The 24357-nt window shown below is 74.6% G+C and carries 23 protein-coding genes and 2 pseudogenes; 8 read left to right on the top strand and 17 right to left on the bottom strand.

The genetic code is table 11. The features are described 5' to 3' along the window. The first annotated feature begins 69 nt into the window (after window positions 1–69). Window positions 70–552, top strand: a complete 483-nt coding sequence (locus HUT16_RS26220; RefSeq protein ID WP_254897993.1) for a GbsR/MarR family transcriptional regulator — start codon at window positions 70–72, stop codon at window positions 550–552. Between the two features lie 36 nt (window positions 553–588). Here HUT16_RS26220 and HUT16_RS26215 read toward each other — a convergent pair whose 3' ends face one another. The 4 genes from HUT16_RS26215 to HUT16_RS26200 form a co-directional block, all read right to left on the bottom strand. Further along, window positions 589–1236, bottom strand: coding sequence for a hypothetical protein (locus HUT16_RS26215; protein ID WP_176190512.1), 648 nt, complete (start codon window positions 1234–1236; stop codon window positions 589–591). A gap of 57 nt (window positions 1237–1293) precedes the next feature. Then, the gene (locus HUT16_RS26210) at window positions 1294–2382 is read right to left on the bottom strand and encodes a TolB-like translocation protein (RefSeq protein WP_254897992.1); all 1089 of its coding nucleotides are present in this window, start codon (window positions 2380–2382) and stop codon (window positions 1294–1296) included. A gap of 147 nt (window positions 2383–2529) precedes the next feature. Further along, window positions 2530–3864, bottom strand: coding sequence for an MFS transporter (locus HUT16_RS26205; RefSeq protein ID WP_176190511.1), 1335 nt, complete (start codon window positions 3862–3864; stop codon window positions 2530–2532). 6 nt (window positions 3865–3870) lie between these two features. After that, entirely contained in the window at window positions 3871–4764 is an 894-nt protein-coding gene (locus HUT16_RS26200; RefSeq protein WP_176190510.1) for an alkaline phosphatase family protein, read from the bottom strand. Window positions 4765–4849: 85 nt separating this feature from the next. On the opposite strand from HUT16_RS26200, the pseudogene HUT16_RS38560 reads away from it, so the two are divergent. Both HUT16_RS38560 and cobC read left to right on the top strand, forming a co-directional pair. Beyond that, window positions 4850–5374 (top strand): annotated as a pseudogene (locus tag HUT16_RS38560) (cobalamin biosynthesis protein); the annotation flags it as partial. Window positions 5375–5458: 84 nt separating this feature from the next. Further along, window positions 5459–6509, top strand: a pseudogene (gene cobC / locus HUT16_RS26195) (Rv2231c family pyridoxal phosphate-dependent protein CobC). On the opposite strand, the gene HUT16_RS26190 reads toward cobC, so the two are convergent. The 5 genes from HUT16_RS26190 to HUT16_RS26170 form a co-directional block, all read right to left on the bottom strand. Further along, on the bottom strand, window positions 6466–6708 hold the full coding sequence (locus HUT16_RS26190; RefSeq protein ID WP_176190509.1) for a hypothetical protein: 243 nt from the start codon (window positions 6706–6708) through the stop codon (window positions 6466–6468). The pseudogene cobC and the gene HUT16_RS26190 overlap by 44 nt on opposite strands. Before the next feature lie 372 nt (window positions 6709–7080). Next, on the bottom strand, window positions 7081–7857 hold the full coding sequence (locus HUT16_RS26185; protein ID WP_176190508.1) for an MOSC domain-containing protein: 777 nt from the start codon (window positions 7855–7857) through the stop codon (window positions 7081–7083). Further along, complete coding sequence (locus HUT16_RS26180; RefSeq protein ID WP_254897991.1) at window positions 7854–8390, bottom strand: hypothetical protein; 537 nt, start codon at window positions 8388–8390, stop codon at window positions 7854–7856. The genes HUT16_RS26185 and HUT16_RS26180 overlap by 4 nt, the downstream gene beginning before the upstream one ends. Next, window positions 8387–9547 carry a M48 family metalloprotease gene (locus tag HUT16_RS26175; protein ID WP_176190507.1) on the bottom strand — a complete coding sequence of 387 codons (1161 nt, stop codon included), beginning with the start codon at window positions 9545–9547 and terminating at the stop codon, window positions 8387–8389. The genes HUT16_RS26180 and HUT16_RS26175 overlap by 4 nt, the downstream gene beginning before the upstream one ends. Before the next feature lie 43 nt (window positions 9548–9590). Further along, window positions 9591–10097: a hypothetical protein gene (locus tag HUT16_RS26170; RefSeq protein WP_176190506.1), complete on the bottom strand. Its 507-nt coding sequence runs from the start codon at window positions 10095–10097 to the stop codon at window positions 9591–9593. 164 nt (window positions 10098–10261) lie between these two features. Here HUT16_RS26170 and HUT16_RS26165 point away from each other — a divergent pair, with 164 nt between their 5' ends. Continuing rightward, entirely contained in the window at window positions 10262–11023 is a 762-nt protein-coding gene (locus tag HUT16_RS26165; protein WP_176190505.1) for a GNAT family N-acetyltransferase, read from the top strand. A gap of 81 nt (window positions 11024–11104) precedes the next feature. Here HUT16_RS26165 and glnII read toward each other — a convergent pair whose 3' ends face one another. The 4 genes from glnII to HUT16_RS26145 form a co-directional block, all read right to left on the bottom strand. Continuing rightward, window positions 11105–12127, bottom strand: coding sequence for a glutamine synthetase GlnII (glnII, locus tag HUT16_RS26160; protein ID WP_176190504.1), 1023 nt, complete (start codon window positions 12125–12127; stop codon window positions 11105–11107). Window positions 12128–12378: 251 nt separating this feature from the next. Next, window positions 12379–13335, bottom strand: a complete 957-nt coding sequence (locus HUT16_RS26155) for an SCO1860 family LAETG-anchored protein (protein ID WP_176190503.1) — start codon at window positions 13333–13335, stop codon at window positions 12379–12381. 277 nt (window positions 13336–13612) lie between these two features. Further along, window positions 13613–14287 carry a uracil-DNA glycosylase gene (locus tag HUT16_RS26150; protein ID WP_176190502.1) on the bottom strand — a complete coding sequence of 225 codons (675 nt, stop codon included), beginning with the start codon at window positions 14285–14287 and terminating at the stop codon, window positions 13613–13615. A 59-nt stretch (window positions 14288–14346) separates the two neighbouring features. Beyond that, complete coding sequence (locus tag HUT16_RS26145; protein ID WP_176190501.1) at window positions 14347–15432, bottom strand: amidohydrolase family protein; 1086 nt, start codon at window positions 15430–15432, stop codon at window positions 14347–14349. A gap of 125 nt (window positions 15433–15557) precedes the next feature. Here HUT16_RS26145 and HUT16_RS26140 point away from each other — a divergent pair, with 125 nt between their 5' ends. Beyond that, window positions 15558–16655 carry an alanine--glyoxylate aminotransferase family protein gene (locus HUT16_RS26140; protein ID WP_176190500.1) on the top strand — a complete coding sequence of 366 codons (1098 nt, stop codon included), beginning with the start codon at window positions 15558–15560 and terminating at the stop codon, window positions 16653–16655. On the opposite strand, the gene HUT16_RS26135 is transcribed toward HUT16_RS26140, so the two are convergent. Next, window positions 16645–17331: an SMI1/KNR4 family protein gene (locus tag HUT16_RS26135; protein WP_176190499.1), complete on the bottom strand. Its 687-nt coding sequence runs from the start codon at window positions 17329–17331 to the stop codon at window positions 16645–16647. The two genes, HUT16_RS26140 and HUT16_RS26135, sit on opposite strands and share 11 nt — an antisense overlap. 150 nt (window positions 17332–17481) lie before the next feature. On the opposite strand from HUT16_RS26135, the gene HUT16_RS26130 reads away from it, so the two are divergent. Continuing rightward, window positions 17482–19065: a TauD/TfdA family dioxygenase gene (locus HUT16_RS26130; RefSeq protein WP_176190498.1), complete on the top strand. Its 1584-nt coding sequence runs from the start codon at window positions 17482–17484 to the stop codon at window positions 19063–19065. Here the strand turns inward: HUT16_RS26130 and HUT16_RS26125 are convergent. Next, window positions 19062–21335, bottom strand: coding sequence for a SpoIIE family protein phosphatase (locus HUT16_RS26125; protein WP_176190497.1), 2274 nt, complete (start codon window positions 21333–21335; stop codon window positions 19062–19064). The two genes, HUT16_RS26130 and HUT16_RS26125, sit on opposite strands and share 4 nt — an antisense overlap. Before the next feature lie 116 nt (window positions 21336–21451). Between HUT16_RS26125 and HUT16_RS26120 the strand changes: the two genes are divergently transcribed. Further along, entirely contained in the window at window positions 21452–21703 is a 252-nt protein-coding gene (locus HUT16_RS26120; protein WP_176190496.1) for a hypothetical protein, read from the top strand. Here HUT16_RS26120 and HUT16_RS26115 read toward each other — a convergent pair. After that, on the bottom strand, window positions 21652–22059 hold the full coding sequence (locus tag HUT16_RS26115; protein WP_176190495.1) for a RidA family protein: 408 nt from the start codon (window positions 22057–22059) through the stop codon (window positions 21652–21654). The genes HUT16_RS26120 and HUT16_RS26115 overlap by 52 nt on opposite strands. Before the next feature lie 58 nt (window positions 22060–22117). Then, window positions 22118–22885 carry a GntR family transcriptional regulator gene (locus HUT16_RS26110; RefSeq protein WP_176190494.1) on the bottom strand — a complete coding sequence of 256 codons (768 nt, stop codon included), beginning with the start codon at window positions 22883–22885 and terminating at the stop codon, window positions 22118–22120. A 289-nt stretch (window positions 22886–23174) separates the two neighbouring features. On the opposite strand from HUT16_RS26110, the gene HUT16_RS26105 reads away from it, so the two are divergent. Further along, a complete protein-coding gene (locus tag HUT16_RS26105) occupies window positions 23175–24350 on the top strand; it encodes an ABC transporter substrate-binding protein (protein WP_176190493.1) in 1176 nt (391 codons plus the stop codon). The last annotated feature ends 7 nt before the right edge of the window (window positions 24351–24357 follow it).

Here is a 24357-nt window from a genome sequence, read left to right as displayed (position 1 = left end):
CGTGAAGTTACTGAAACCCCTGGATCTTCGCGGCGCCGAGGGCGCGCGAGGCGGCGGAAGGCGGGCGGCGTGGGCGAGGCGGACGGAGCCGGGCGGCGGGACCCGGCGGTGGTGGGCGAGTTCGTGGAGCGGTTCGCCGCCGTGATGGTGGACGCCGGGTTCCCCCGGATGCCCGCCCGGGTGTTCACCGCCCTGCTGACCGCCGACTCCGGACGGCTGACCTCCGCCGAACTGGGCGAGCTGCTGCGGGTCTCCCCCGCCGCGGTCTCCGGCGCGGTCCGCTACCTCGTCCAGGTCGACCTGGTCCGCCGCGAGCACGAGCCCGGCTCCCGCCGCGACCACTACCGCATCCACGACCACGTCTGGTACGAGGCCACCACCAACCGGGACCGCACCCTGGCCCGCTGGGAGACCGGTCTGACCGAGGGCGTCGAGGCGCTCGGCCCGGACACCCCGGCGGGGCAACGGCTCGCCGAGTCGCTGGAGTTCTTCGCCTTCCTGCGGGTGGAGCTGGCGCAGATGATGGAACGCTGGCGCGAGCGCCGCGTCTGACGGCCGGACAGGGGTCCGGGGTCGGGCCCTCGGACGTCACCGCCGCCGTCCGTACCGGTACATCACCAGCCGGGCGTCCGCCGAGAAGTCCAGCCGGGGTCCGCGGCCCGCCCACAGCGGGAGCGAGAGGACCAGCAGGGTGAGCGCGGCGAGCAGACCCGCTGCCCAGCGCAGGGCACCGGTGGGATCGGGGACGCCCTCGACCGGGTTCTGCCGGCCGTCCGGGTCGTAGGTGGCGTCGAGGCGGTCGCCGACCTCGAGCCCTTCGCAAGGGGTGAGTTCCCGGGGGACGGCCGAGCCGTCGTCGGTGCGCAGCAGGCAGTACGGGCTCTGCCGGGGCCCGCCGGAGTGGACCTCGGCGACCACCGCGGAGGCCCGTTCCCCGTACTGCCGCAGGACGGTCGCGTGGACCGCGTCTGAACCGGCGAGGCCGAGCCCGAGGGCCAGCAGGACGGCGAACGCGCCTGCGACCCGGCCGCTCCGGGTGCGGAAGCCGAGCATGACGACCGTGCCCAGGGCGATCGTCCAGGCCGCGACCACCATCCCCTCGGCCGCCGGCGACCGGCCGATCCACCAGGACTGGAGGCCGCTCAGCAGGCAGCCCCCGTACAGCGTCAGCAGCGCGTACAGCGTCCAGCGGCCGGGCGCGCGGGTCGGCGCCCGCCCTGCCTGTTCGTCCTTCATCTTCCGTCCCCCCGACGAGTGGTCGGGCCGGGACGATACTCCCGGCGCGGCCCGCTGTCAGCCCAGGTAGGCGGGGGCCACCGCGGAGCGGACCAGGACGGCGGGGGTGCCGGTGCCGTCGGCGGGGACGGTCCACAGGTCGGAGCCGTAGTCGCCGGGCATCGAGTACAGCAGGGTGTGGTCGTCGGACCACAGCGCCTGGTCGTCGATGTTGCGCTGCTCGGCGGTCGCGGTCTCGGTCATGGTCGCCAGGTCCAGCACGTACAGCCGCCAGGGGGCGGCCGGGTCGGCGCCGTCCACCCGCTTCTTGTAGGCGACCCGGGTGCCGTCGGGCGAGAGCGAGGGGCACTCGACGTTCTGGTGCAGCGTGGTGAGGGTGCGGTCCGTCAGGTCGCCCTTGACCAGGTAGGTCCGGCCGCCGGTGGCGACCGTCGCGTAGAAACCGCTGTCGTCGGCGAAGGTGACGCCCCAGACGTTCACGTCCGCGGCCTGGACCTGGTGGCCGTCCTCGACCAGCCGGAAGTTCTCCAGGTTGTCGTAGAACTGCCAGTCGCGGGTGTCGACGATCGCGGTGCGGGTGGAGAAGTTCGTGCCCGCGTAGGAGTCGCCGCTGACGAAGACCGTCCAGCCGACCAGGTGCCCGGACGGGGAGACCCGGGCCCGGGTCGGGATGCCCGGGGCGGGGAAGCGCCTGACCTCGTGCAGCGCGGAGTCCAACACCGAGGCGTGGTAGGTGTCGTCCAGCGCGCCGTGCTCGGCCTGCAGGCAGATGCCGGTGCCGGCGGCGGCGTGGAAGCGCAGGCACTTGACGCCGGACGCGGTGCGCGGGCCGTCGGGGGCGTCGGCGGGCACCGCGGCGATCTCGTCGCGGTGCGGGCCCCAGGCCAGGTTGCGCAGCAGCAGTCGGCGGCCGCCCGCCGCGTCCAGCGACACCGCGCCCTCGTGGACCGGCGGCCCGCCCGCCTGCTCCTGGTCGCGACGGTCGGAGCGCTGCGCGGCGTACCACACGGCGCCGGTGCCGACACCGGCCAGCAGCAGCACGGCGACCAGCAGCACCAGCAGCTTGCGGCGCAGCGGGGAGGCGCCGTCCGGCCCGGGTCCGGGCGTCTCGTCGAGGACGGGGTCGGCGGTGGCGGGAGCGGTCATGGGGAGGCCCTCCGGGCGGGAAGTGCGGGCGGGTGGTGGAGGAGGAGAGCGGAGCGGCGGGGAGCGGCCGTGGACGGGTGCCCTCCGACCAGGACGCGACGCGACGCGACGGGACGAGGCGGGCCGGGACGGGCGGGGCCCGGCGCGTCAGGCGGTGGTGCGGGCGTCGGCGGCCGGGTCGCGCAGCAGCCGGGTGGCGGCGAGGGCGGTCACGGCCAGGGCCGCCGCGGTGCCGGCCAGCGCGGGGCGCGGGCCCCACAGCGACCAGGCGGCGCCGAAGGCCAGCGAGCAGGTGAAGCGGGCCAGCGCCTGCCCGGTGCCCACCAGGGCCTGGCCGGCGCCCTGCTGCCCGTCGGGGACGGTGGCGGCGGTGGCGGCGGCCAGCACCCCGTCGGTGGCGGCGTAGAAGGTGCCGTGCAGCAGCAGGACCGCCGCGGCGGCGGGCACCCCGTGCAGCGGGGACAGCACGACGGCGTAGCCGCCGAGCAGCACGGCGTGGCCGAGCAGGAACAGGGTGCGGCGGCCGATCCGGTCGGCGAGCAGGCCGAGCGGGACGGCGAGCAGCAGGAACACCGCGGCGGTGCCGAGCGGCAGCAGCGGGAACAGGTGCGCGGGCAGGTCGAGTTCGCGCTGCAGCAGCAGGTAGAGGAAGGAGTCGCTGACGGTGGTGAGGCCGAGCAGCACGGCGGCCAGGGTGAGCCGGCGCAGCGCGGGCCGGGACAGCAGGGCGAGCGCGTCGCGCAGCGTGGGCCTGGGCGCGGCCGGGTCCGTGGCGGGCAGACCGGCCCGGGTGATCCGGCCCGGGACGAACAGCACCAGCAGCAGCACGCCGAACACCGCGACGCAGCCGGAGACGGTGAACACCGCGCCGTAGCTGGAGCGTTCGGTGCGGTCGTCGGCGATCCGCAGGACGGCGAAGGCCAGCAGCGGGCCGATCAGCGCGCCGGTGGTGTCCATCGCACGGTGGACACCGAACGCCCGGCCGCGGTGCTCGGGTTCGGTGGCCAGCGAGATCATCGCGTCGCGCGGGGCGGTGCGCAGGCCCTTGCCGGTGCGGTCCACCGCCAGCACCGCGCCGATCAGCGGCAGGGTGTGGACGAGCAGCAGCAGCGGCTTGCACAGCGCGGACAGGCCGTAGCCGAGCCCGGCGACCAGTTTGTGGCCCCGGCCGCCGCGGTCGGCGAGGTGGCCGCCGAGCAGGCGCACCAGGGCGCCGACGCCGTTGTTGATGCCGTCGAGCAGGCCGAAGCCGAGCGGGGACAGGCCGAGCGCGGTGACCACGTACAGGGGCAGGACCGCGCTGACCATCTCGGAGGAGACGTCGGTGACCAGGCTGACCGCGCCGAGCGCCAGCACGGTGCCGGGGACGGCGGCGGTGGCGGTGGCGGCGGGGACGGCGGCGGCCCGCCGCCCCGGACCGGAGTCCGGGGCGGCGTCCGCGGCGCGGTCACGCTTCGTGGAGCGGGCGTCCGCGAGGTACATCGGGCGTCAGTTCCAGATGCCGGTGATGTCGGTGGCGGAGGCGGCGTTGCCGGCGTGGGTGGTCAGGCCCGCCAGGTCCTCCAGGGTGCGCAGCACGTTGTAGTGGTTGTAGGTGGTGGCGCTGCTGGAGCCCGGGGTGACGTGCTGGCCGTAGACGAGGGTCGGGATCCGGTTGCCGGAGAGGCTGTTGTCCTCGTCGAAGGTGACGATCAGCAGGCTGTTGTGGGTCTTCGCCCAGGTCGCGTAGGCGCCCAGGTTGTTCTTGATCCAGGTGTCGCCGGTGGAGACCGAGCAGTCGTGCATGTCGCTGCACAGGTTCGGCACCACGAAGGACACCTTCGGCAGCGTGGTGTAGTCGGTCGGGAACTGGGCGAAGGTGTACGCGGTGTTGGTCGGCACGTTGGAGAAGCCGAACCACGGGTTGTGCTTCTGCGCGTACTTGCCGCTGGAGTTGGAGCAGGTGGTGGAGCCCTGGCTGGGCAGGCCCTCGTTGTACGAGCCCCAGCTCTTGCCCGCGGCGATCAGCTCGGAGGCCAGGTTCGGGGCCGTCATCGAGCCGACGCCCACACAGCTGTCGTCGGTGCGGCCCTGGTTGGAGCCGGAGAACAGCATGTAGTAGTTCGGCTCCGACGGGTGGGTCAGGCCGTAGGACTGGGTCAGGGTGGCGCCGCCCGCCTTCAGCGTGTTGTTCAGGTACGGGGCGCTGGAGCTGCCGATGACCTGGCTGTAGGCGTGGTTCTCCATCACCACGACGATCACGTGGTCGGGGGCGGGCAGGCCGGCGGCCTGCGCGGTGGAGCCACTGGCGGCCCACAGGCCGAGCGAGGCGGCGGTCAGGGCGACGGCGCTGCCGATCGCGGTCAGTCGGCGCTTGGTGCGGCTGCTGGGCTGAGCGGACATGTCTGGACGTCCTCCCGGGCGGGGGTGGTGCGGGACAGGGGTGTTGGAGCGCCGGAAACGCTAGGGCCGGCCCCGTGACCGCCGAATGCCGGACGACATGAAGAACAAGCGAACGGTTGGCTGTGCAACTTCGGCCGGTCGGCGCTTTTCGGCCAGCCGGGCGACGCTTCTCACACCTGTCCCGATTGACCCTGCTCGGACCGACATGGTGGGATTCCCACGGCCCGGCGGCGCGGGCCCGCACGGGCACAGCGGACAGGGAGGGCCGGGCGTGACGGACGGCGCACCCCGCACCCCGGCCTGCGCCCCCCGCCTGGTGCTCGGCCTCGGACTGCGGCGCGGCACCCCCGCCGCCGAACTGCTGCGCACCGCCGACGCGGCCCTCGCCGCCCTCGGCCTCGACCGCACCGCCGTGGCCCGTGTCGCCACCCTGGACAGCAAGCTGTTCGAACCCGGACTGCGCGCGCTGGCACGGGAGTTGGGCGTCCCGCTGACCGGCCACCCGGCCGCCGTGCTGGCCGCCGTCCCGGGGGCGGGCGGCTCCGCCCGGGTCGCCGCCGCGGTCGGCACCCCCAGCGTCGCCGAGGCCGCCGCGCTCGCCTCGGCCGGGCCGGGCGCACGCCTGCTCGCCCCGCGCACCGCCACCGCCGCGGCCACCGCGGCGCTCGCCGCACCGCCCCCAGGAGGACAACAGGTGAACCAGCAGCCCGATCTGCGCCATCACGGCGACGCCGAAGTGCGCTCCGCCGGGCTGGTCGACCTCGCCGTGAACGTCCGCACCGGCACCCCGCCGGCCTGGCTGCGCACCCGCCTCGCCGAGACGCTCGCCGACCTCGCCGCCTACCCCGACCCCGCCGCGGCCCGCGCCGCCGTCGCCGCCCGGCACGGCCGGCCGGTCGGCGAGGTGCTGCTCACCGCGGGCGCGGCCGAGGCGTTCGTGCTGCTCGCCCGGGTGCTGCGGCCGCGCCGGGCGACCGTGGTGCACCCCCAGTTCACCGAGCCCGAGGCGGCCCTGCGGGACGCCGGGCACCCCGTCCACCGCGTCCTGCTCGCGCCGGAGCGGGGCTTTCGCCTCACGCCCGGGGCGGTGCCCGAGGACGCCGACCTGGTGGTGGTCGGCAACCCCACCAACCCCACCTCCGTCCTCCACCCGGCCGCCGCGCTGGCCGAGTTGGCCCGGCCCGGGCGCACCCTGGTCGTCGACGAGGCGTTCATGGACACCGACCCCGGCGAGACCCAGAGCCTCGCCGCCGTCCGCGACCTGCCCGGCGACGTGGTGGTGCTGCGCAGCCTCACCAAGACCTGGGGCCTGGCCGGCCTGCGGGTCGGCTACCTGCTCGCCCCGGCCCCGCTGGTCGCCGCGCTCGGCGCCGCGCAGCCGCTCTGGCCGGTCTCCACGCCCGCCCTGGCGGCCGCCGAGATCTGCTCCGCCCCGGCCGCCCTCGCCGAGGCCGACCGCGCCGCGCACCACCGCCGCGCACCGCGACCACCTGCTGGCCGGGCTGGCCGCGCTGCCCGGCGTCGGCGTCCACGGCACTCCCGCCGCGTCCTTCGTGCTGGTCGGCCTCCCGGGCGCCGCGGCCGTCCGCACCCGGCTGCGCGAGGCCGGCTACGCCGTCCGGCGCGGCGACACCTTCCCCGGTCTCGGCCCCGACTGGCTCCGGATCGCCGTCCGCGACCCGGACACCACCGACGCCTTCCTCAGCGCGCTGCGGGCCGCGCTGCCCCCCGCAGCCGGGCGCTGACCACCCGGCGGCGCAGCAGGCAGTACCGGGCGACGAGGACGCCGATCAGCGGGGCGAGCAGGAGCGCCGGAGCGGAGAACGCGGCGGCGAGCGAGTGCCCGGTGGCCAGCGAGACGGCGAACCAGGCGGCGTACAGGACCAGGAAGACGAAGACCGGCCACAGCAGGGCCCGGCGCGGGGAGGTGACGACGCTGCTCATCGGCTCTGTCCTTTCGTAGCGGAACGTTCCGGCCCACCCGTCCGTCCGTCGGCCGGAGGCCCGTCCGTCCGCCGGTCGGCGGCCCGGCGGCGGGCCCGGCGACGGGTGAAGAGGCCGTTCGCGGACGAGGACCGGCTCCACTTGGAGAGGACCTCCAGCGCGATGGCCGCCACGACGAGCAGGACGGACCAGAAGGTGGACATCTCCCGCTCCCCTCACCGATCGCCCCGCCGACGGGCCCGCCGGACGGCTGGTACCGGTCCGGCTGCCCCCCGTCGTCCGGTTCATGCCATCCGGTTCCCGCCGCCCGCGCCCCACCGCCCGGCTGACGGTCCGCCCGGCTGACGGTCCGTCGGCTCCGGGCCCGCCCGCTCAGTGCAGGGTGACCGCGTCCCCGACCTCGACCGTCCCGGGGGTGAGCACCTGCGCGTAGGCGCCCAGGCACGGGAGCGGGGGCATCCCGGGCAGCGGCCGGACGCGGTTGTCCCGGGCGGGGCGGCGCAGCGCCTCCGGGTCGGCGGCGAGGGCGCCGTGTGCCAGGGCGGGGATCGCGCAGCGGGGCGTGGCGGCGATGACGCGCAGGCGCAGTTCGGGCCCGACGGCGAGTTCGCGGCCGATCCAGGCGTTCTCGTTCCAGGGCCCGGCGCCGCCGTCGACCACCAGGTTCGGGCGGTAGCGGGCGGCGGGGGCGCCGGCCAGGCTCGCGGTGGTGACCAGGTGCAGCGGGGCGAAGTCGAAGAAGCTGCCGGGCGCCGCCGCCCCGCCGAACTCCTGGACGGTGTGCTCGACTTCGGCGTCCACTCCGGCGGCGAGCACCTGCTCGGGCACCGAGCGGTGCAGCACCGCGCCGGGCGGCCGTTCGCCGATCAGCCGGACGGGCCGGCCGAGCAGCGCGGAGATCCCGGCCTCGTCGAGTTCGGCGCCGTCCGGGCCGGTGATCCGCACGCCGCCGTCGGTGCGCTGCGCGCGCAGGGTGAGCAGGCGGCGCCAGGTGCGGGGCTCCTTGGCGCTGGCGATCCGGCCGTCGGTGAGGTCGAGCAGGGCGTGGCGGCGGTCGCCGTCGAGGCCGTGCTCGTCGATCCGGGCCCGGGCGGTCTCCTCGCCGAGCAGGGACTTGACCGGGTGGCGGTGCAGGGCGGCGATCCTCACCTGCCGTTCTCCTCCGCCCAGTCGGCCAGGAGGGCGAAGTCCGCGGGCCGCAGGCCGCAGCGGTGGTCGACGGCCAGGGTGAGCGCGGGGGCCGGGTGGTGGGCGGCGATCCAGGCGGTGTCCTGCGGCCCGATCTCGTCGTCGACCCAGGCGAACGGCCGCCCGGCGGCCCGGGCGACCAGGTGGCGGGTCTTCCAGTGCAGCCCGTCCGGGTCGCCGTGGTGCATGGACGGCCAGTCCACGTAAGGGAGTTCGGGCAGGCCGAGGAGCGGGGCGAGGTCCTCGTTGGCCTCGTCCTTCCAGGTGGTAGCCCAGATCAGGTCGTAGGGCAGGGCGAGCAGCGCGGGCCCGTGGCCGGGGTGCAGCCAGACCCGCAGCGGCTTGGGGGTGCGGATGCCGGAGGCCAGTTGGCGCTCGCGCCAACTGCGCACCGGGAGGCGGTGGGTGAGGTAGCCCTCGGGGCGGCGGTAGGGGCGGCCGACGTACGGGGCGAGCGGGCCGTCGACGTCGAGCATCAGCAGCGGGCGGCTCACTGGGTCTCCTGGGCGGCGAGCCAGCGGCGGGCGGCGGCGATCCGGCGGCCGGTGGCGGGGTGGGTGGCGAGCAGCAGTTCGACGGCGCGGGGCGGGTACGGGTCGGCGACGTTGGCGACCGCGAGGCGGCGCTGCATGGCGATGAACTGCTCGGCGTCGCCGGTGAGTTCGAGGGCGTGCAGGTCGGCGCGGGCTTCGATCCGGCGGCTGACGGCGCACTGGGCGGGGGTGCTGAGCGCGCCGAGCAGGGCGGCGAGCGCGGCCAGCAGCGGCAGCGAGCGCGGGTCCTGGACGGCGTCGGCACCGGCCGCGTCGAGCAGTGGCCGCCAGGCGAGCAGCGTGGCCAGGACGGGCACCACCAGGGCCGCGCCGAGGGCGCCGAGCGCGGTGCCGGTGGCGACGTCCCGGTGCTTGACGTGGCCGAGTTCGTGGGCGGCGACGAGTTCGACCTCGCGCGGCTCGGCGGTGGACAGCAGCGTGTCGTAGACGACGATCCGCCGGGACGGGCCGAACCCGGAGACGTACGCGTTCAGCGCGGTGGTGCGGCGGGAGGCGTCGGCGACCAGCACGTCGCGCACCGCGATGCCGTCGCGGCGGGCCGACTCCAGCAGGGCGGTGCGCAGTTCGCCCTCCGGCAGCGGGGTGAAGCGGTTGAACAGCGGCTCGAAGACCAGCGGGTGCAGGAAGGACAGCGCGACGGTCAGCAGCGCGGCCCCGGCCGCGGCGGGCACCCACCAGTGGCCGGGCGAGCGGCCGATCAGCGCGTACAGGGCCAGGGCGAGCGGCAGGAACAGGGCGAGCGCGACGGCGGTGCCGCGCAGCACGTCCACCGCCCAGCCGGCCCAGCCCTGGGTGACCAGGCCGTACCGGGCGGAGACCGCCCGCACCCGGGCCGCGAACGGCAGCGTCACCGCCCGTCCGAGCAGCACCAGCGCCGCGGCGCCCGCCAGCACCTCGGCCGCCCAGCCGCCGCCGAACCAGCCGCCGACCGCACCGACCAGGCCCGCCCCGGCGGCGGTGAACCCGAGGACGGCGCTCAGCGCGAGCGAGGCCAGCTGCCCGCCCAGCGCCCACGGCAGCCGGGCCCGCCGCAGCGCCCGCCCGCGTTCCCGCTCCTGCGGGGTGAAGTCGCCCTCCCCGGGCACGGTGTCAGCCATGGACCCAGCCTAGGACGCCCCGCGGCCGGTCGTCCGGCGAGGCTCAAGCGGCGGCGGGGGGCGGCGCGCTGCCGTCCGCCTCGACGCAGGGGGAGGAGACGCGCAGTTGGAGCGTCTTGCTGGAATCGCTGCTCTCGCTCAGTTCCACGGCGAAGTCGTCCACGGGGTTGTCGTACCCCCAGGTACCGGGTTCGTCGTCGTCCCGGGCCTCGAAGCCCAGTTCCGTCATCTTCCGCTGGAACGCCGCGACGAGTTCCTTGTTCCACTCGGCCTCCCGGGAGACCAGCGAGGTGACCACCCCCAGTTCGACCCGGAGCCGGGTGCCCTCGCCCCCGTACTCGCACACGTTCGTGATCACTTTGCGGACCGGGGTCTCCCCCTGGTGCTCGCCGAGCACGGCGCGCCGGATCCCGGTGTCGTAGGCGATCACCTGCCCCCTGAGCGTCTCGTTGGTGGGCAGTCGGCTCGGCGGTGCGGCGGGGGCCCGCACGCAGGAGGTCAGCAGCAGGGCGACCGCGGCGGCCGCGATCACCGCCTTCAGGTGTCGCAAGGTCGTTCTTCCACCCGTCAGGTACGCGCGCCCCGGGCCGTCCGGCGGCGCGGCCGGATCCTAGCCAGCCCAACGCCCTTGGCACGAACGGGTTTTCCGTCCGCCGGCGGGCCGGTGCGACAAACCGCTCGAAGCGGGCGGAGCGGGCGGCCTACGATGGCCGGATGGTCGAGGACAGCTTGCGGGTGGCCCTGGAGTTCCGTCGTGCCTTCGCCCGGCGGCAGGCCGCCGAGGTGGTGGAGGTGCCGGGCGGGTTCGGGGTGCTGAGCGGGGAGTTTGCCTACTCGCACGAGCACAACCAGCTGCTGCTGGACGCGCCGCCGAGCGGGGTCGACGTGGTGGGGCTGGCCGACGAGGTGCTCGGGCACCTGGGGCACCGGCGGATCTCGGTGTTCGACGACGCGTCCGCGCTGGCCCTCGCGCCGGGGCTGGCGGCCGCCGGGTACCGGCACGAGACCGAGGTGGTGATGGTGCACCGGGGGCCGCTGCCGGCCGGGGGCGGCGCCGCTCCGGTCGCCCTGGACGAGCTGGCCCCGGCCCTGGAGCGGCAGTGGCGGCACTGGCTGCCGTGGGCGCCGGACGACTCGATCGCCCAGCTGGTGAACCGGCGCACCGCCCGCGCGGCGGGCGCCGAGCGGGTGCTGACGCTGGCCGCCCGGGACACCGACGGCGCGTTCGGTTCCTGGGCCGACCTGTACCAGGACGCCGCGGGCACCGCCCAGATCGAGGACCTGGCCACCGCGGAGGAGCACCAGCGCCGCGGCCTGGCCGACGCCGTCCTGGCCACCGCGCTGCGGCTGGCCGCCGACCCCGCCCCCGGCGGCCTGCGCTTCCTGGTCGCCGACGCCGAGGACTGGCCCCGGCAGTGGTACGCCCGGCGCGGTTTCGTCCCGGTCGGCCGCACCCACGGCTTCGTCCTGACCTGAGACGGCCCCGGCACGACGACGGCGCCCGCCGTCCCCCTCGCGGGGGCGGCGGGCGCCGTCGTGCGGTGCTTACCGGGCGGATCAGACCTGGCCGGCCTTCTCCAGGGCCTCGCAGCAGGTGTTGATCAGCAGGCGGGTGACCACGTACGGGTCGACGTTCGCGTTCGGGCGGCGGTCCTCGATGTAGCCCTTCTGCTCCACCTCGACCTGCCACGGGATGCGGACCGAGGCGCCGCGGTTGGACACGCCGTAGGAGTAGACGTTCCAGGGGGCGGTCTCGTGCTTGCCGGTCAGGCGGGACTGGATGTCGTCACCGTACTGGTTGACGTGCTCCAGGACCTTCTCCTGGGAGGCGCCGAGCGACTCGCAGGCGGTGATGATGGCGTCGTAGCCCTCGCGCATCGCCTTGGTGGAGAAGTTGGTGTGCGCACCCGCGCCGTTCCAGTCGCCCCTCGCCGGCTTGGCGTCGAGGGTGGCGTCGATGCCGAACTCCTCGGAGGTGCGGTAGAGCAGGTAGCGGGCGATCCACAGGTCGTCCGAGACGGTCAGCGCGTCGACCGGGCCGATCTGGAACTCCCACTGGCCGGGCATGACCTCGGCGTTGATGCCGCAGATCGCCAGGCCGGCGTCGATGCAGCGGTCGAGGTGCAGCTCGACGATCTCGCGGCCGAAGACCTCCTCGGCACCCACGCCGCAGTAGTAGCCGCCCTGCGGGGCCGGGTAGCCGCCCTCCGGGAAGCCGAGCGGGCGGGAGCCCTTGAAGAAGGTGTACTCCTGCTCGATGCCGAAGATCGCCTCCTGGCCGGCGTAGCGCTCGGCGACCTCGCGCAGCGGGGCGCGGGTGTTGGTGACGTGCGCCTCACCGTTGGTCTCGAAGACCTCGCACAGCACCAGGATGTTGTCGCCACCGCGGATCGGGTCCTTGACGACCTTCACCGGCTCCAGCACGCGGTCCGAGGCGTGGCCCTCGGCCTGGTTGGTCGACGAGCCGTCGAAGCCCCAGGTGGGGATCTTGTCGGCGTTCGGCAGCACCCGGGTCTTGGAACGGAGCTTCGCGGTCGGCTTGGTGCCGTCGATCCAGATGTACTCGGCCTTGATCGCCATCGCGGGTGATCCTCACTGCTTGGGTGGTGGGTGCCCGCGTAGCGTCGCAAGCCGCCGTTTCCCGGTTGTTCCTCCTATGTAACGCCCATGTGAACCAACGGTCCGCAGCGGCACGCTCACCCACGGGCAGTGCCCGTCTCGGGATGTGGGCGCACCGCTGAGACGCGAGGGGCGCGACGGGCGCTACCGGCACTACGGGCGCCGGGCCGGACGCCCCGCCGCCGGTCGGCGGGACCGGTCGGCGGTGCCGGTCAGCGGTGCCGGGCGTGCGCCGCGCGCCGCCGCCGCGTCATCCACACCGCGGCGCCGCCGGCCAGCAGCAGCGTCCCGCCGCCCGCGGCCAGCACCGTGGTCCCGGACGAGCCGGTGTACGCCAGTTCCTCCCCGTCCGCCTTCGGCACCGCCCGGTTCTGGGTGGACGCCGACGCCGACGCCGGGACGGAGGCCGAGGGCGGGGCCGCGGGCGAGGAGACCGCCGCCGCCGGGACGACCGCCGCCACCGGCTTCTCGCAGGACACCGAGGCGACCGTCACCGTGCCGTTGACCTTCGCCACGTTCAGGTTCAGCGGGTTCAGCGCGACCTTCACCTCCAGCGCGGAGGCCGCCGCCGTGCTGCTGGTCACCGTCTTCTTCGAGAACTCGACGTCCACCGAGCCGACCGCCGGGACGTCCACGTGGGTGGGCGAGTTGAGGCCGACCGTCACCGACCTGCCGAGCACCGTGAGCTTGGCGGGCGCGGTGACGTTCGCGGTCGGCTGCCCGTCCACCGGGCAGCTCACCTCGGCGCTCATCGCCTCCAGCCCGAGCAGCGTGGTCAGCGGCAGGCCGGGCACGTGCACGTCCGCGTCCACCAGCTTCACGGACGCGGCGGCCAGCTTGTCGTCGGCCTTGGTGACCGACCGGCCCACCTCGGCCTTCACCAGCGTCACCGGCCGGCCGCCGTCCACCCCGTCCACCGTGGCGGTGAGCATCGCGCCGTCCCGCTGGGCGGGCGACTGCACCTTGTTCAGCGCCACGTCGACCGGCACGTTCACCGTGTTCAACAGCGTCACGTCCAGGGCGAGTTCGGCCGTCACCGCGCTGGCCCTGCCGGGCTTCGCGGGCGTCCCGCCGGGGGCGTCGGCGGCGGAGGCGGGTGCCAGCGGCACACCGACCGTGAGGGCGGACACCGCCAGGGCGGACACGGCGACCGAACGCAGAACAGACATGACAGGAACCCCCACACGTGGTGAACGGCAGAGCGCGCCCGCGACCTCACCCGGCGCACCGCACGGGGAGGGGACTCGCGCTCTCGACTGCCGCCAGTCTCTTCGAACAGTGCGTCACTCCAGCAACACAGAGCGTCATTTCACTCCTTCGGGTGAGGTTGACGTTCTGGATTGACCATTTCCGGAAACATTCCGGCACCGGGGCAACAGAGTCGGGAGACGGAAACAGGGGCCCGGGGAACGGGCCCCGGGCCCCTGGAGGCGAACGGGCTCCGGGCTAGGGCAGGCGCCAGTCGACGGGCTGGCCGCCCTGCCGGGTCAGCAGGTCGTTGGCCCGGCTGAACGGCCGGGAGCCGAAGAAGCCGCGGTCGGCGGAGCGCGGGCTCGGGTGGGCGGACTCGATGCTGGGGATCTGGCCGAGCAGCGGGCGCAGCTCCCGGGCGTCGCGGCCCCACAGGATCGCGACGAGCGGGCCGCCGCGGGCGGCGAGCGCCTTGATCGCCTGGTCGGTGACGGCCTCCCAGCCCTTGTCGCGGTGGGAGCCGGCGTTGCGGGGCTGGACGGTGAGGGAGCGGTTGAGCAGCAGCACGCCCTGCTCCGTCCAGGGGGTCAGGTCGCCGCTGCTCGGCATCGGGAGGCCGAGGTCCCGGCCGAGTTCCTGGTAGATGTTCTCCAGGCTGTACGGCGGCCGCACGCCGGGCGCGACGGAGAAGCTGAGCCCGACGGCGTGCCCGGGCGTGGGGTACGGGTCCTGGCCGACGATCAGCACCCGGACGTCCGCGAACGGCTGCTGGAAGGCGCGCAGGATCTGCGGGCCGGGCGGTAGGTAGGAGCGCCCGGCGGCGATCTCGGCGCGGAGGAAGTCGCCCATCGCGGCGATCTGTCCGGCGACCGGCTCCAGGGCCTGGGCCCAGCCGGGTTCCACTACTTCGTGCAAGGGTCGAGCAGCCATGACGGAAGCCTATCGGCCGCACTGACAACCGGAGTTCGCGAGGGCCCCGGGCCCGGCCGTCACACCACCCGCCCGTTCAGCACCACGTGCGCGGGCTCGGCCAGGACGCGCAGGTCGGTGCGCGGGTCGGAGCGGTAGACGACGAGGTCGGCGGGGGCGCCCTCGGTGAGGCCGGGGCGGCCAAGCCACGCACGGGCGGACCAGGTGGCGGCGGCGAGCGCTTCGAGGGGGGTGAGCCCGGCCCTGGTGAGTTCGAGCGCCTCCTCGGCGACCAGGCCGTGGGCGAGCGAGCCGCCCGCGTCGGTGCCGACGTAGATCGGGATGCCCGCGTCGTGCGCGGCGCCGACGGTGTCGTAGCGGCGGGCGTGCAGCCGGCGCATGTGGGCGGCCCAGTCGGGGAACCTGGCCTCGCCGCCGTCGGCGAGCCCGGGGAAGGTGGCGATGTTGACCAGGGTGGGGACGATCGCGACGCCGCGTTCGACGAAGGCGGGGATGAGGTCCTCGGTGAGCCCGGTGGCGTGTTCGACGCAGTCGATGCCGGCGGCCAGCAGGTCGGGCAGCGACTCGGTGGCGAAGCAGTGCGCGGTGACCCGGGCGCCCTCGGCGTGGGCGGCGGCGATCGCCTCGGCCAGGGCGTCGCCGGGCCAGCAGGCGGTGAGGTCGCCGACGCCGCGGTCGATCCAGTCGCCGACCAGCTTGACCCAGCCGTCGCCGCGCCGGGCCTCGGCGGCGACGTACGCGGCGAGGTCGCCGGGTTCGATCTCGTGGGCGTAGTTGCGGATGTAGCGGCGGGTGCGGGCGATGTGCCGGCCGGCCCGGATGATCTTCGGGAGGTCGTCCCGGTCGTCGATCCAGCGGGTGTCGGCGGCGGACCCGGCGTCGCGGATCAGCAGGGTGCCGGCGTCCCGGTCGGTGAGCGCCTGCTTCTCGCCGGTGGCGCGGTCGACGGCGCCGTGCGCATCCAGGCCGACGTGGCAGTGGGCGTCGACCAGGCCGGGCAGCGCCCAGCCGGTGAGGGTGGCGGCGGGCTCGGCGGCGGGCCGTTCGAAGGTCACCCGCCCGTCCACGGCCCAGAGTTCGTCCCGGACCTCCTCGGGGCCGACCAGGACCCGGCCCTTGATGTGCAGCACCGCACGGTCTGTCATGCCTGGCACTGTACTCGGCGTCGCGCACGGGCCGCGGGGCGATCTGCGGCAGACTGTCCGACGGCGCCCCGCCGCCCCGCCGGCCCGTTCCGGCGGCCCTCCGCCGCACCGAAAGGCCCGCCCGCATGCTGCTCGACCTCCCCCCGATGACCGCCGACCGGTTCGCCGCGATCGAGGACGGGGTGGCGGCGCTGCTGCGCACCCGCAACGACGTGATCGTCACCCAGGGCGAGGCGCTGCTGCCGCTGGAGGCGGCGATCAAGGGCGCGGTGCACCCGGGTTCCACCGCGCTGAACGTGGTCACCGGCCCGTACGGGCAGACCTTCGGCGGCTGGCTGCGCGCCGCCGGGGCGAAGGTGGTGGACCTGGAGGTGCCGTACGACGCCGCGGTGGGCGCGGAGCAGGTCGCGGCGGCGCTGGAGGAGCACCCGGGGATCGACTTCGTGTCGCTGGTGCACGCCGAGGCGGCGACCGGCAACACCAACCCGGTCGCGGAGATCGCCGAGGCGGTGCGGCGGCACGGCGCGCTGCTGATGCTGGACGCGGTGGCCTCGGTGGCCGCCGAGCCGCTGCTCACCGACGCGTGGGGCGTCGACCTGTGCGTGATCGGCGGGCAGAAGGCGATGGGCGGCCCGGCGGGCGTCTCGGCGGTGGCGGTGAGCGGGCGGGCCTGGGAGCGGATCGCCGCGAACCCGGCCGCGCCGCGCCGCTCCTACCTCTCCCTGCTGGACTGGAAGGAGCGCTGGACGGACGCCGGCCGGACCCAGCTGCCGCACGCTCCGGCCCAGTTGGAGATGCTGGCGCTGGAGGAGTGCCTGGCCGCGATCACAGCCGAGACGCTGGACGCGGTGATCGCCCGGCACCGGGCCGCCGCCGCCGCGACCCGGGCGGGCGTGCTCGCCCTGGGCACCCTCGCCCCGTACGTGCGGCGCGCCGAGGACGCCGCCCCGGTCGCCACCACGCTGCGCACCCCCCTGGGCACGAACGCGGCCGAGCTGGCCGCCGAGGTGCGCCGGCGCGCCCCGCAGCTGCCGGTCCAGTCCGGCGGCGCCCTGGCCGCGAGCATGCTGCGCCTCAACCACTACGGCCCGGCGGCCAACCCGGAGACGGTGATCGCCGCCCTGGAGCTGCTGGCCCAGGCCACCGGCGCCCCGGCCTCGGCGGCGGTCGCGGCGGCCACCGAGGCCTGGGAGCAGGAGGTCCGACGGGACGTCAGCTCCTGAGCCAGGAGACCTGGATCTGCCCGCACAGCGCCTCCAGCGCCTCCCGGCTCACCGCCCGCAGGGCCAGCCAGGAGTCGCCCTGCACGGCCAGCAGGGCGTCCGGGCGGGCGAAGAAGCGGGTGTCGATCCCGGCCTCGTACAGGCGCGGCAGTTCGGTCCAGCCGACCAGCTCGGCCGGGTCGGCCTCGCCCGCGTCCACGTGCGCGTCCTCGTCGAACAGCGGCTCGGTGAGGACGACGGCCAGGATCTCGACGGAGAGGCGGGCCGTCCACGGTTCGGGCTCCGGCACGGTGGGCGGGGCGAGGTTCGGCCAGGCGACGGTCGGCGGGTCGGCCCGGCCGAGGGCGGCGAGCGGGACGCCCCAGTAGGCGCAGCCCTGGTTCTCCACCCGGTAGACCAGGTGCTCCCGGTCGACGTACAGCTCCTCGGGCGGCAGCAGGGTGTCGTGGTTGCCGGTGAGGTCGGGGCGGTTGCCGAGCAGCCGGTGGGCCTCGCGCAGCGCGGCGGGCAGGCGCAGGCCCAGCCGGGCTTCGGCCGCGTCGAGTTCGGCGTCGGTGCGGCCGTCGCCGGGGCCCAGCGGGGTGCCCCAGAAGGCGGCGACCTCGGCGATCAGCCGCCAGGCGGCGGTGCGGTCGGCGAGGGCGGCGGGCAGGTCGCGGGGGAGGTCGAGCGTCATGCCGGGCAGGGTAGCCGCCCCCGGTGACAGGGTTCGGCCGCCGGTGGCCCGCCGTTCACCGGGCGGGCGGCGCGTGGACGCCCGGGCGGTCTTGGCTGAGCAGTCCGCGAAGTTGGCTGGACAACTTTCCGTGTGACTGGAGGCCGCCCGATGTCCGTGCCGAACCCGTACTGGCTGCGCGACAACTGCCCCTGCGCCGAGTGCCGCGACCCGCGCGGCGGGCAGAAGCTGTTCCAGATCGGCGACCTGCCGGAGGGCCTGGCCGCCGTCGAGGCGGTCGAGGACGCCACCGGTCTGACGGTGCGCTGGTCCGACGGCCACCGCTCGCACTACCCGGCCGGGTGGGACGCGCCCGCCGGGCCCGACGAGCGCACCGAGCCCGCCAAGCGGCTGTGGGAGGCCGCCGACTTCGCCCGCGGCCTGCCCGAGGCCGACTGGGCCGCCTACCTGGCCGACCCGGAGGAGCGGATCGCGGTGCTGGCCGCCGTCCGCTGCTGCGGCTTCGCGCTGCTGCGCGGCGTCCCGGCCGAGGAGGGGCGGGTGCTGGCCGTGGCCCGGAGCTTCGGGTACGTCCGGGAGACCAACTACGGCGAGCTGTTCGACGTCCGGGTGGAGCCCGACCCGGCGAACCTGGCCTTCACCGACCGGGCCATCGCCCCGCACACCGACAACCCGTACCGGGACCCGGTGCCCACCCTGCAACTGCTGCACTGCCTGCGCAACGACGCCGAGGGCGGCGACTCCGGGCTGGTCGACGGCTTCCGCGCCGCCGCGCTGCTGCGGGACGAGGACCCGGCCGCGTTCGAGCTGCTCACCCGCACGCCGGTGCCGTTCCGCTACCGCGACCGGGGCGCCGAACTGTCCGCCGAGAAGCCGCTGATCGGGCTGGACCCGCGCGGCGCGATCCGCGAGGTGCGGTTCAACAACCGCTCCACCGACACCGCCGCGCTGTCCGTGCCGGCCCCCGCCGGACCGGACGCCTTCTACGCCGCGTACCGCCGCTTCGCCGCGATCACCCTGCGCCCGGAGCTGCGGCTGGACTTCCGGCTGGCCCCCGGCGACTGCCTGCTCTTCGACAACACCCGCCTGCTGCACGCCCGCACCGCCTTCGAACCCGGCACCGGCCACCGCCACCTCCAGGGCTGCTACGCCGACCTCGACGCGCTCTCCTCCACCCTCGCCGTGCTGCGCCGGAACACCGCCGCCCTGGACGAACTGGAGGCCCTGTTCGAGGGCGAGGGCGCCGACGAGTACCTCGGCGAGGCCGTCACCCTGGCCGCGCACATGCTCCAGGCCGCCGTCCTGGCCCGCGCCGCCGGCGCCCCGCCCGCGCTGGTGGCCGCCGCCCTGCTGCACGACATCGGCCACTTCCGGGGCAGCGGGCTGGAGTTGATGGCCGGCACCGACAACCGCCACGGCGCGACCGCCGCCGCCCGGCTCGCCCCGCACTTCCCGCCCGCCGTCACCGAACCGGTCCGCCTGCACGTCGACGCCAAGCGCTACCTGTGCGCCACCGAGCCCGGCTACCTCGACCTGCTCTCCCCCGCCTCCGTCCACACCCTGGCGCTCCAGGGCGGCCCGATGACCCCGGACGAGGCCGCCGCCTTCGCCGCCCACCCCTTCGGCGCCGACGCCGTCGCCGTCCGCCGCTGGGACGAGGCCGCCAAGGACCCGGCCGCCGAGATCCCCGCCTTCGCCGAATTCCGGCCGCTGCTGCTGAAGTCGATGCGCTAGGTGCCCCGGATCCGCAGTTCGAACCAGACCGTACGGCCGTCCGTCCGGCGCTCGGTTCCCCACCGGTCGGCGAGCCTGCTGACGAGCAGCAGGCCCCGACCGGCCCCCTCTTCCTCGAACGGATCCACCGTTTCCAGGACGGGCAGTTCACGGTGGTCGTCGGTGACCTCCACCAGTAGGCGGTCGGTCCACAGCACCCTCAGTCCGACCGGGCCCTGCGCCACCGCAACGGCATCGGTGACCAGTTCGCCCACCAGCACTTCGGCGATGTCGGCAACGGCCTCCAGGCCCCACGCCGTGAACTGCTCCCGCACCAACCGCCGGATGCGCGACACCTCCCGCGCCCGCGGCGCGAGGGTGTGGTGGGCCACCTTCGCCTGGGGGATGCCGTCGAACCCGGCCACCAGTACTGCGAGATCGTCCCGCTGGTCCGCCACCCTCAGCTCCACCGCCGCACAGATCCGGTCGGGGCTCCAGCCCGGCTCCACCGCCTCCCGGCAGATGGCGGCCAAGTCGACCCGGTTGTCGGTGCACAGCACCATCGAGGAGCCCTTGGGCACCTCGATGGTGCGGGAGGTGAACGGTATGCCGCCCACGCCGATCGGAGCATTGGTCGGAAGCGCGATCTCCTCGGACCTCCCGTCGTGGTGCAGCAGCACAGGCGGCAGGTGGCCCGCCGAAGCGATTTCGCACATGCGCTCGATCGGGTCGTAGACCGCGTACACGCACGTGGCCAGATGGTCGCTGCCCAACCGCTGGGCCAGGTTGTCCAGGTGGCGCAGCAACTGCCCCGGCGGCACCTCCAGCAGGGTGAACGCCTGCACTCCGGCGCGCAGCCGGCTCATCGCCTGGGCCGCGTGCAGACCCTGCCCCATCACGTCCCCGACCACCAGCGCCACCCGGTTGCCACGCAGGGGAACGGCGTCGAACCAGTCGCCCCCGGCACCGGCCCGTTGCCGGCCGGGCCGGAACCGGTGCGCGAGCCGCACCCCGGGCAGGTCCGGTACGAGGTCCGGGATCATCGATCGCTGGAGCGCCCTCGCCAGCCTGACCTCCGCCATGTGCATCCTGGCAACGTCCAGGAGCAGCGCTCCACGCTCCGCCAGCACGGACAGCAACTCCGCGTCGGCCCGGCCGTAGGGGGTGCGACCGTTCAGCCGCACCAGTCGAAGCACACCGAACACCTCGCCCCTGACGGACAGCGGCAGCGCCACCGCCGAAGAATCGGGTTCGCTGCCCGCCGGCCGGTCCGGGAACGTTTCCAGTACCGGCCGTCCTTCGCCCAGGACCCGCTCCGCGAGGAGGCGCGGCACCGCCACCGCGCCCCGCACCGTGCGGTCGCCGAGCGCCGCCGTCGCACCGAGCCTCCAGAGCATGCCCGAGTCCGGCGTCCAGCCCTCGGGCGGGTCGCCGTCGATGAAGGCCGCCCGCACGTCGACCGTGGCCTCGTCGGCCCAGCCCGGTACGAACACCTCGCACAGTTCAGCCGCGGTGGTCTCCAGGTCCGTCGTGGTGCCGACCTTGCGGCCGAACTCTCCCGTGAGGACCGCGCCCGGCGACTCCAGCTCCCCCCGGTAGGTGAACTCCCTTTCGTGGCGGGCCTTCTGGGCGGCCAGAGCGGCTTCGGCAGCGAGCAGCCGGGCCTCCAGGCGCAGACACTGCTCCTCGGCATCGTGGCGGAGCTCCCTGGTTCGGACGAGTTCGGCTCGCAACAGGTCCAACTCGGTTTTCAGGGAACGCAGTTCCTCGCGTGCAGATTCGGTCTCGGCAGTCTCCGACCAGCGTTCCAGCTCTGCGGGGGCGGCCTCGTAACGAGCGGTGGCCCGATCGGCCTCCAGTTGGCGGTAGCGCTGTTCGGCCTGCGTGGCCTGCGCCTCGGTGGCCTCCAGGGAACGCAGCAGGGCCCGCTCCCTGACGCCTGCGAGCTGGAGTTCGCGTTCGGCCGCCCCGAGCCGCTCCCGGAGCTCCTCGACCTCGTGCCGGGAAGCGTTGCGCACCCGCAACGCCCCCATCCTCAGCCGGTGGGCGTGCTCCTGGACGTCCGGGGAGACCGACTGCCCGGTGGTCTCGGCGACTTGCCGGAGCAGTTCGTCGACGAAGTCCTTGGGAGCGATCCGGGCCCCGCTCAGATAACGGGAAACGCTCCCCTTGTCGCGGTTGCAGCGGGCGGCATAGCGGGTGAGCGAGAGTTCCATGGCCTGGAACAGCTGCCCCAGGAAGGCGGTGAAAGCCGCCACCTCGGGCTCCGCGCCCAACGGCTCCAGCGTCACGGAAGCACCCTTCCGGCCGTTGCCGGAAACTGGCAATCCGTTGCGCCTGGTGCAACCAACGGCCTGTCATGAAGGGTAGGAGAAACCCTCAACCCGCCGCAGTGAAAGGCACATTGATGTTCACCGGAGTGATCCGGGCCCTGGCGGTCTGCCAGCGCCCGGCCATCGTCGCGCTGGCCCTGCTGCCGGTCGTCATGGTGACGGCGGCCTGCTTGCCCGCCGTCCTGCTGCTGTCCGCCGTGCCGGGCGGCATCCGTCGGCTCTGCCCCCTGCTCGCCCAACTGCAGCGCTGGACGGACGTGGTGCTGACGCGGAGTCAGCCCGGCAGCGCCGCCGTCAGGTCGATCTCGACCAGTTGGCCGGTGTAGCCGAGGGCGGCGACGCCGATCAGGGTGGAGGCGGTGCGGAAGGCCGGGCCGAGCGGGGAGGCGGTCAGCCGGTCCCAGGCGGCGGAGAGCACCGCGCTGCGGTCGTCGACCACGTAGATCACCGACCGCACCACCCGCTCGGGCCCGGCGCCGATCGCGGCCAGCGCCGTCATCGCGTTGGCCACCACCTGGTCGATCTGGGCGTCGAGGTCTCCCGCGCCGACCAGCTTCTCCTCCGCGTCCAGCGGGCACTGCCCGGCCAGGTGGGCGGTGCGCCCGGCCTCCACCACGGTGATGTGCGCGTAGCCGGAGGTGGGGTGGAGTTCCGCCGGGTCGATCCGCGTGATGTCACTCATCCGGCGATTGTCGCCGCCGGACGGCCCCGGCGGCACCGGCCCCCTCCCGTGACAGCCGTCAGTCCTCGTCGCGGGCGTGCCGGGAGAGGGCCGAGGAGGCCAGCGAGTTGTGGATGGAGAAGGCGACGGTGCCGGGCAGGTAGCGGTCCTGGGACCACTCGACGGGGGTGCCGGTGGGGTCGGTGGTGCGGCGCTTCTCGCGCAGCAGGGGGCTGCCGCGGCGGCAGGAGAGCAGGCGGGCGTCGTCGGCGTTGGCGGCGACCACGTCGATGGTGTGGTCGGCGTCGGTGAACAGGATGCCGTGCTCGCGCAGGGGTTCGGTGTGCGAGACCACGTCGGGCGGCAGCTGGGCGACCAACTCGCCGACCCGGGGCGGGTAGACGGTGCGCTCGACCATCACGGGGGTGCCGGAGAGGGTGCGCAGCCGCAGCGTCACGTAGACCTCGGTGCCGGGTTCCAGGCGCAGCTGCTCGCGTTCGGCGGCGTCGGCGGGGCGGCGGATCAGCGATTCGAGCCGGCCGCCGGGCTCCTCGCCCATCGAGCGGGCCCAGTGGGTGAAGGAGAGCAGCTCGGAGAAGGACTGGACGCGGGCGCTGCCGAGGACGACCCGGCGGGTGCCGCGGCGGGAGGTGACCAGTCCGTCGGCGCGCAGCATGGCGAGCGCCTGGCGGACGGTGCCGCGGGAGACGCCGTACTGCTCGGCGAGGGCGCCCTCCGCCGGCAGCCGCCCGGCCTCGCCGAACGAGCCGGAGGTGATGGCTTCGCGCAGGTCGGCGGCCACCTTGCGGTAGAGCGAGCCGGCGGCGCGGTCCTGGTCGAGTGCCACGTGCGTCGAGTTCCCTTGGCTGGTCAGGAGATTGGGCTGTGTGCTGCGCGTGACCGCGCGTACACCGCCGACTGTAGCCGCTGCCGACGGGGGCTCCGGACCCGGGCGCGACCGTTCCCGCAGCCGACCCCCGCCTTGGGCCGTCCGTTCACCTTCCCGTCACCGCTCTCGGGCGTACTTGCTCCTGGTGCCGGAAGTTGGCTGGCCAACTTGGCCGGACAACCGGCCGCGCCGCACCCCGAACACGCCTGTGATCTCTGCCGTTCCACTTCCTCCAGGAGACCCTCCCGTGACCGTGCACCGCCACCGCGCCGCCGCCCTCGCGGCCGTGCTGACCGCTGCCGCGCTCTCCCTCTCCGCCTGCGGCTCCGCCGGCTCGTCCGCCTCGTCCGGTGAGGCCGCCAAGGCCGGCGGCGGCACGGTGAACGCGAAGACCGCGACCTCGCTGGCCGACTTCGGCGGCCTGGACGGCCTGGTGGCCGCCGCGAAGAAGGAGGGCAAGCTGCACGTCATCACCCTCCCGCGCGACTGGGCCAACTACGGCAAGCTGATGGACGACTTCAAGGCGAAGTACGGCATCGAGATCGAGGACGAGAACCCGGACGGCTCCAGCCAGGACGAGATCAACGCGGTCAAGTCCCGCAAGGGCCAGGACCGCGCCCCCGACACCCTCGACCTGGGTTCGGCGTTCGCGCTCTCCGCCGCCAAGGAGGGCCTGCTCGCCCCGTACAAGGTGGCCTCCTTCGACAAGATCCCCGCGTCCATGAAGGACGCGGGCGGCCTGCGGGTCAACGACTACGGCGGCTACGTCTCGATCGGCTGCGACGCCAAGAAGGTCGCCGTCTGCCCGAAGACCTTCGCCGACCTGCTCAAGCCCGAGTACAAGGGCCAGGTCGCGCTGAACGGCAACCCGACCAAGTCCGGTTCGGCGTTCGGCGGCGTGTACGCGGCCGCGCTGGCCAACGGCGGCTCGCTGGACGACATCCAGCCCGGCATCGACTTCTTCGCCAAGCTGAAGCAGTCCGGCAACTTCAACCCGGTCGAGTCCACCCCGGCCACCATCGAGAAGGGCGAGACCCCGATCTCGATCGACTGGTCGTACCTGAACGCGGGCTACACCGACGAGTTCAAGGGCAAGGGCATCGACTGGCAGGTCGCCGTCCCCTCCGACGGCTCCTACGCCCAGTACTACAACCAGGCCATCAACAAGGACGCCCCGCACCCGGCGGCCGCCCGCCTGTGGATGGAGTACCTGTACTCGGCCGAGGGCCAGAACGGCTTCCTCGGCGGTTACGCCACCCCGGCGCTGTTCGACGCGATGAAGACGGACGGCACCCTGGACGCCACCGCCGCGGCCAAGCTGCCCGCCGTCGAGAAGCCGTTCACCGACTTCCCCAGCTCGGAGCAGGTCGACGCGGCCAAGAAGGTCCTGACGGACAACTGGGCCAAGGCCATCGCGGGCTGATCACCGA

Source organism: Kitasatospora sp. NA04385, assembly GCF_013364235.1.
GTDB lineage: Bacteria > Actinomycetota > Actinomycetes > Streptomycetales > Streptomycetaceae > Kitasatospora.
This window is presented reverse-complemented; position numbering and strand designations above follow the sequence as displayed.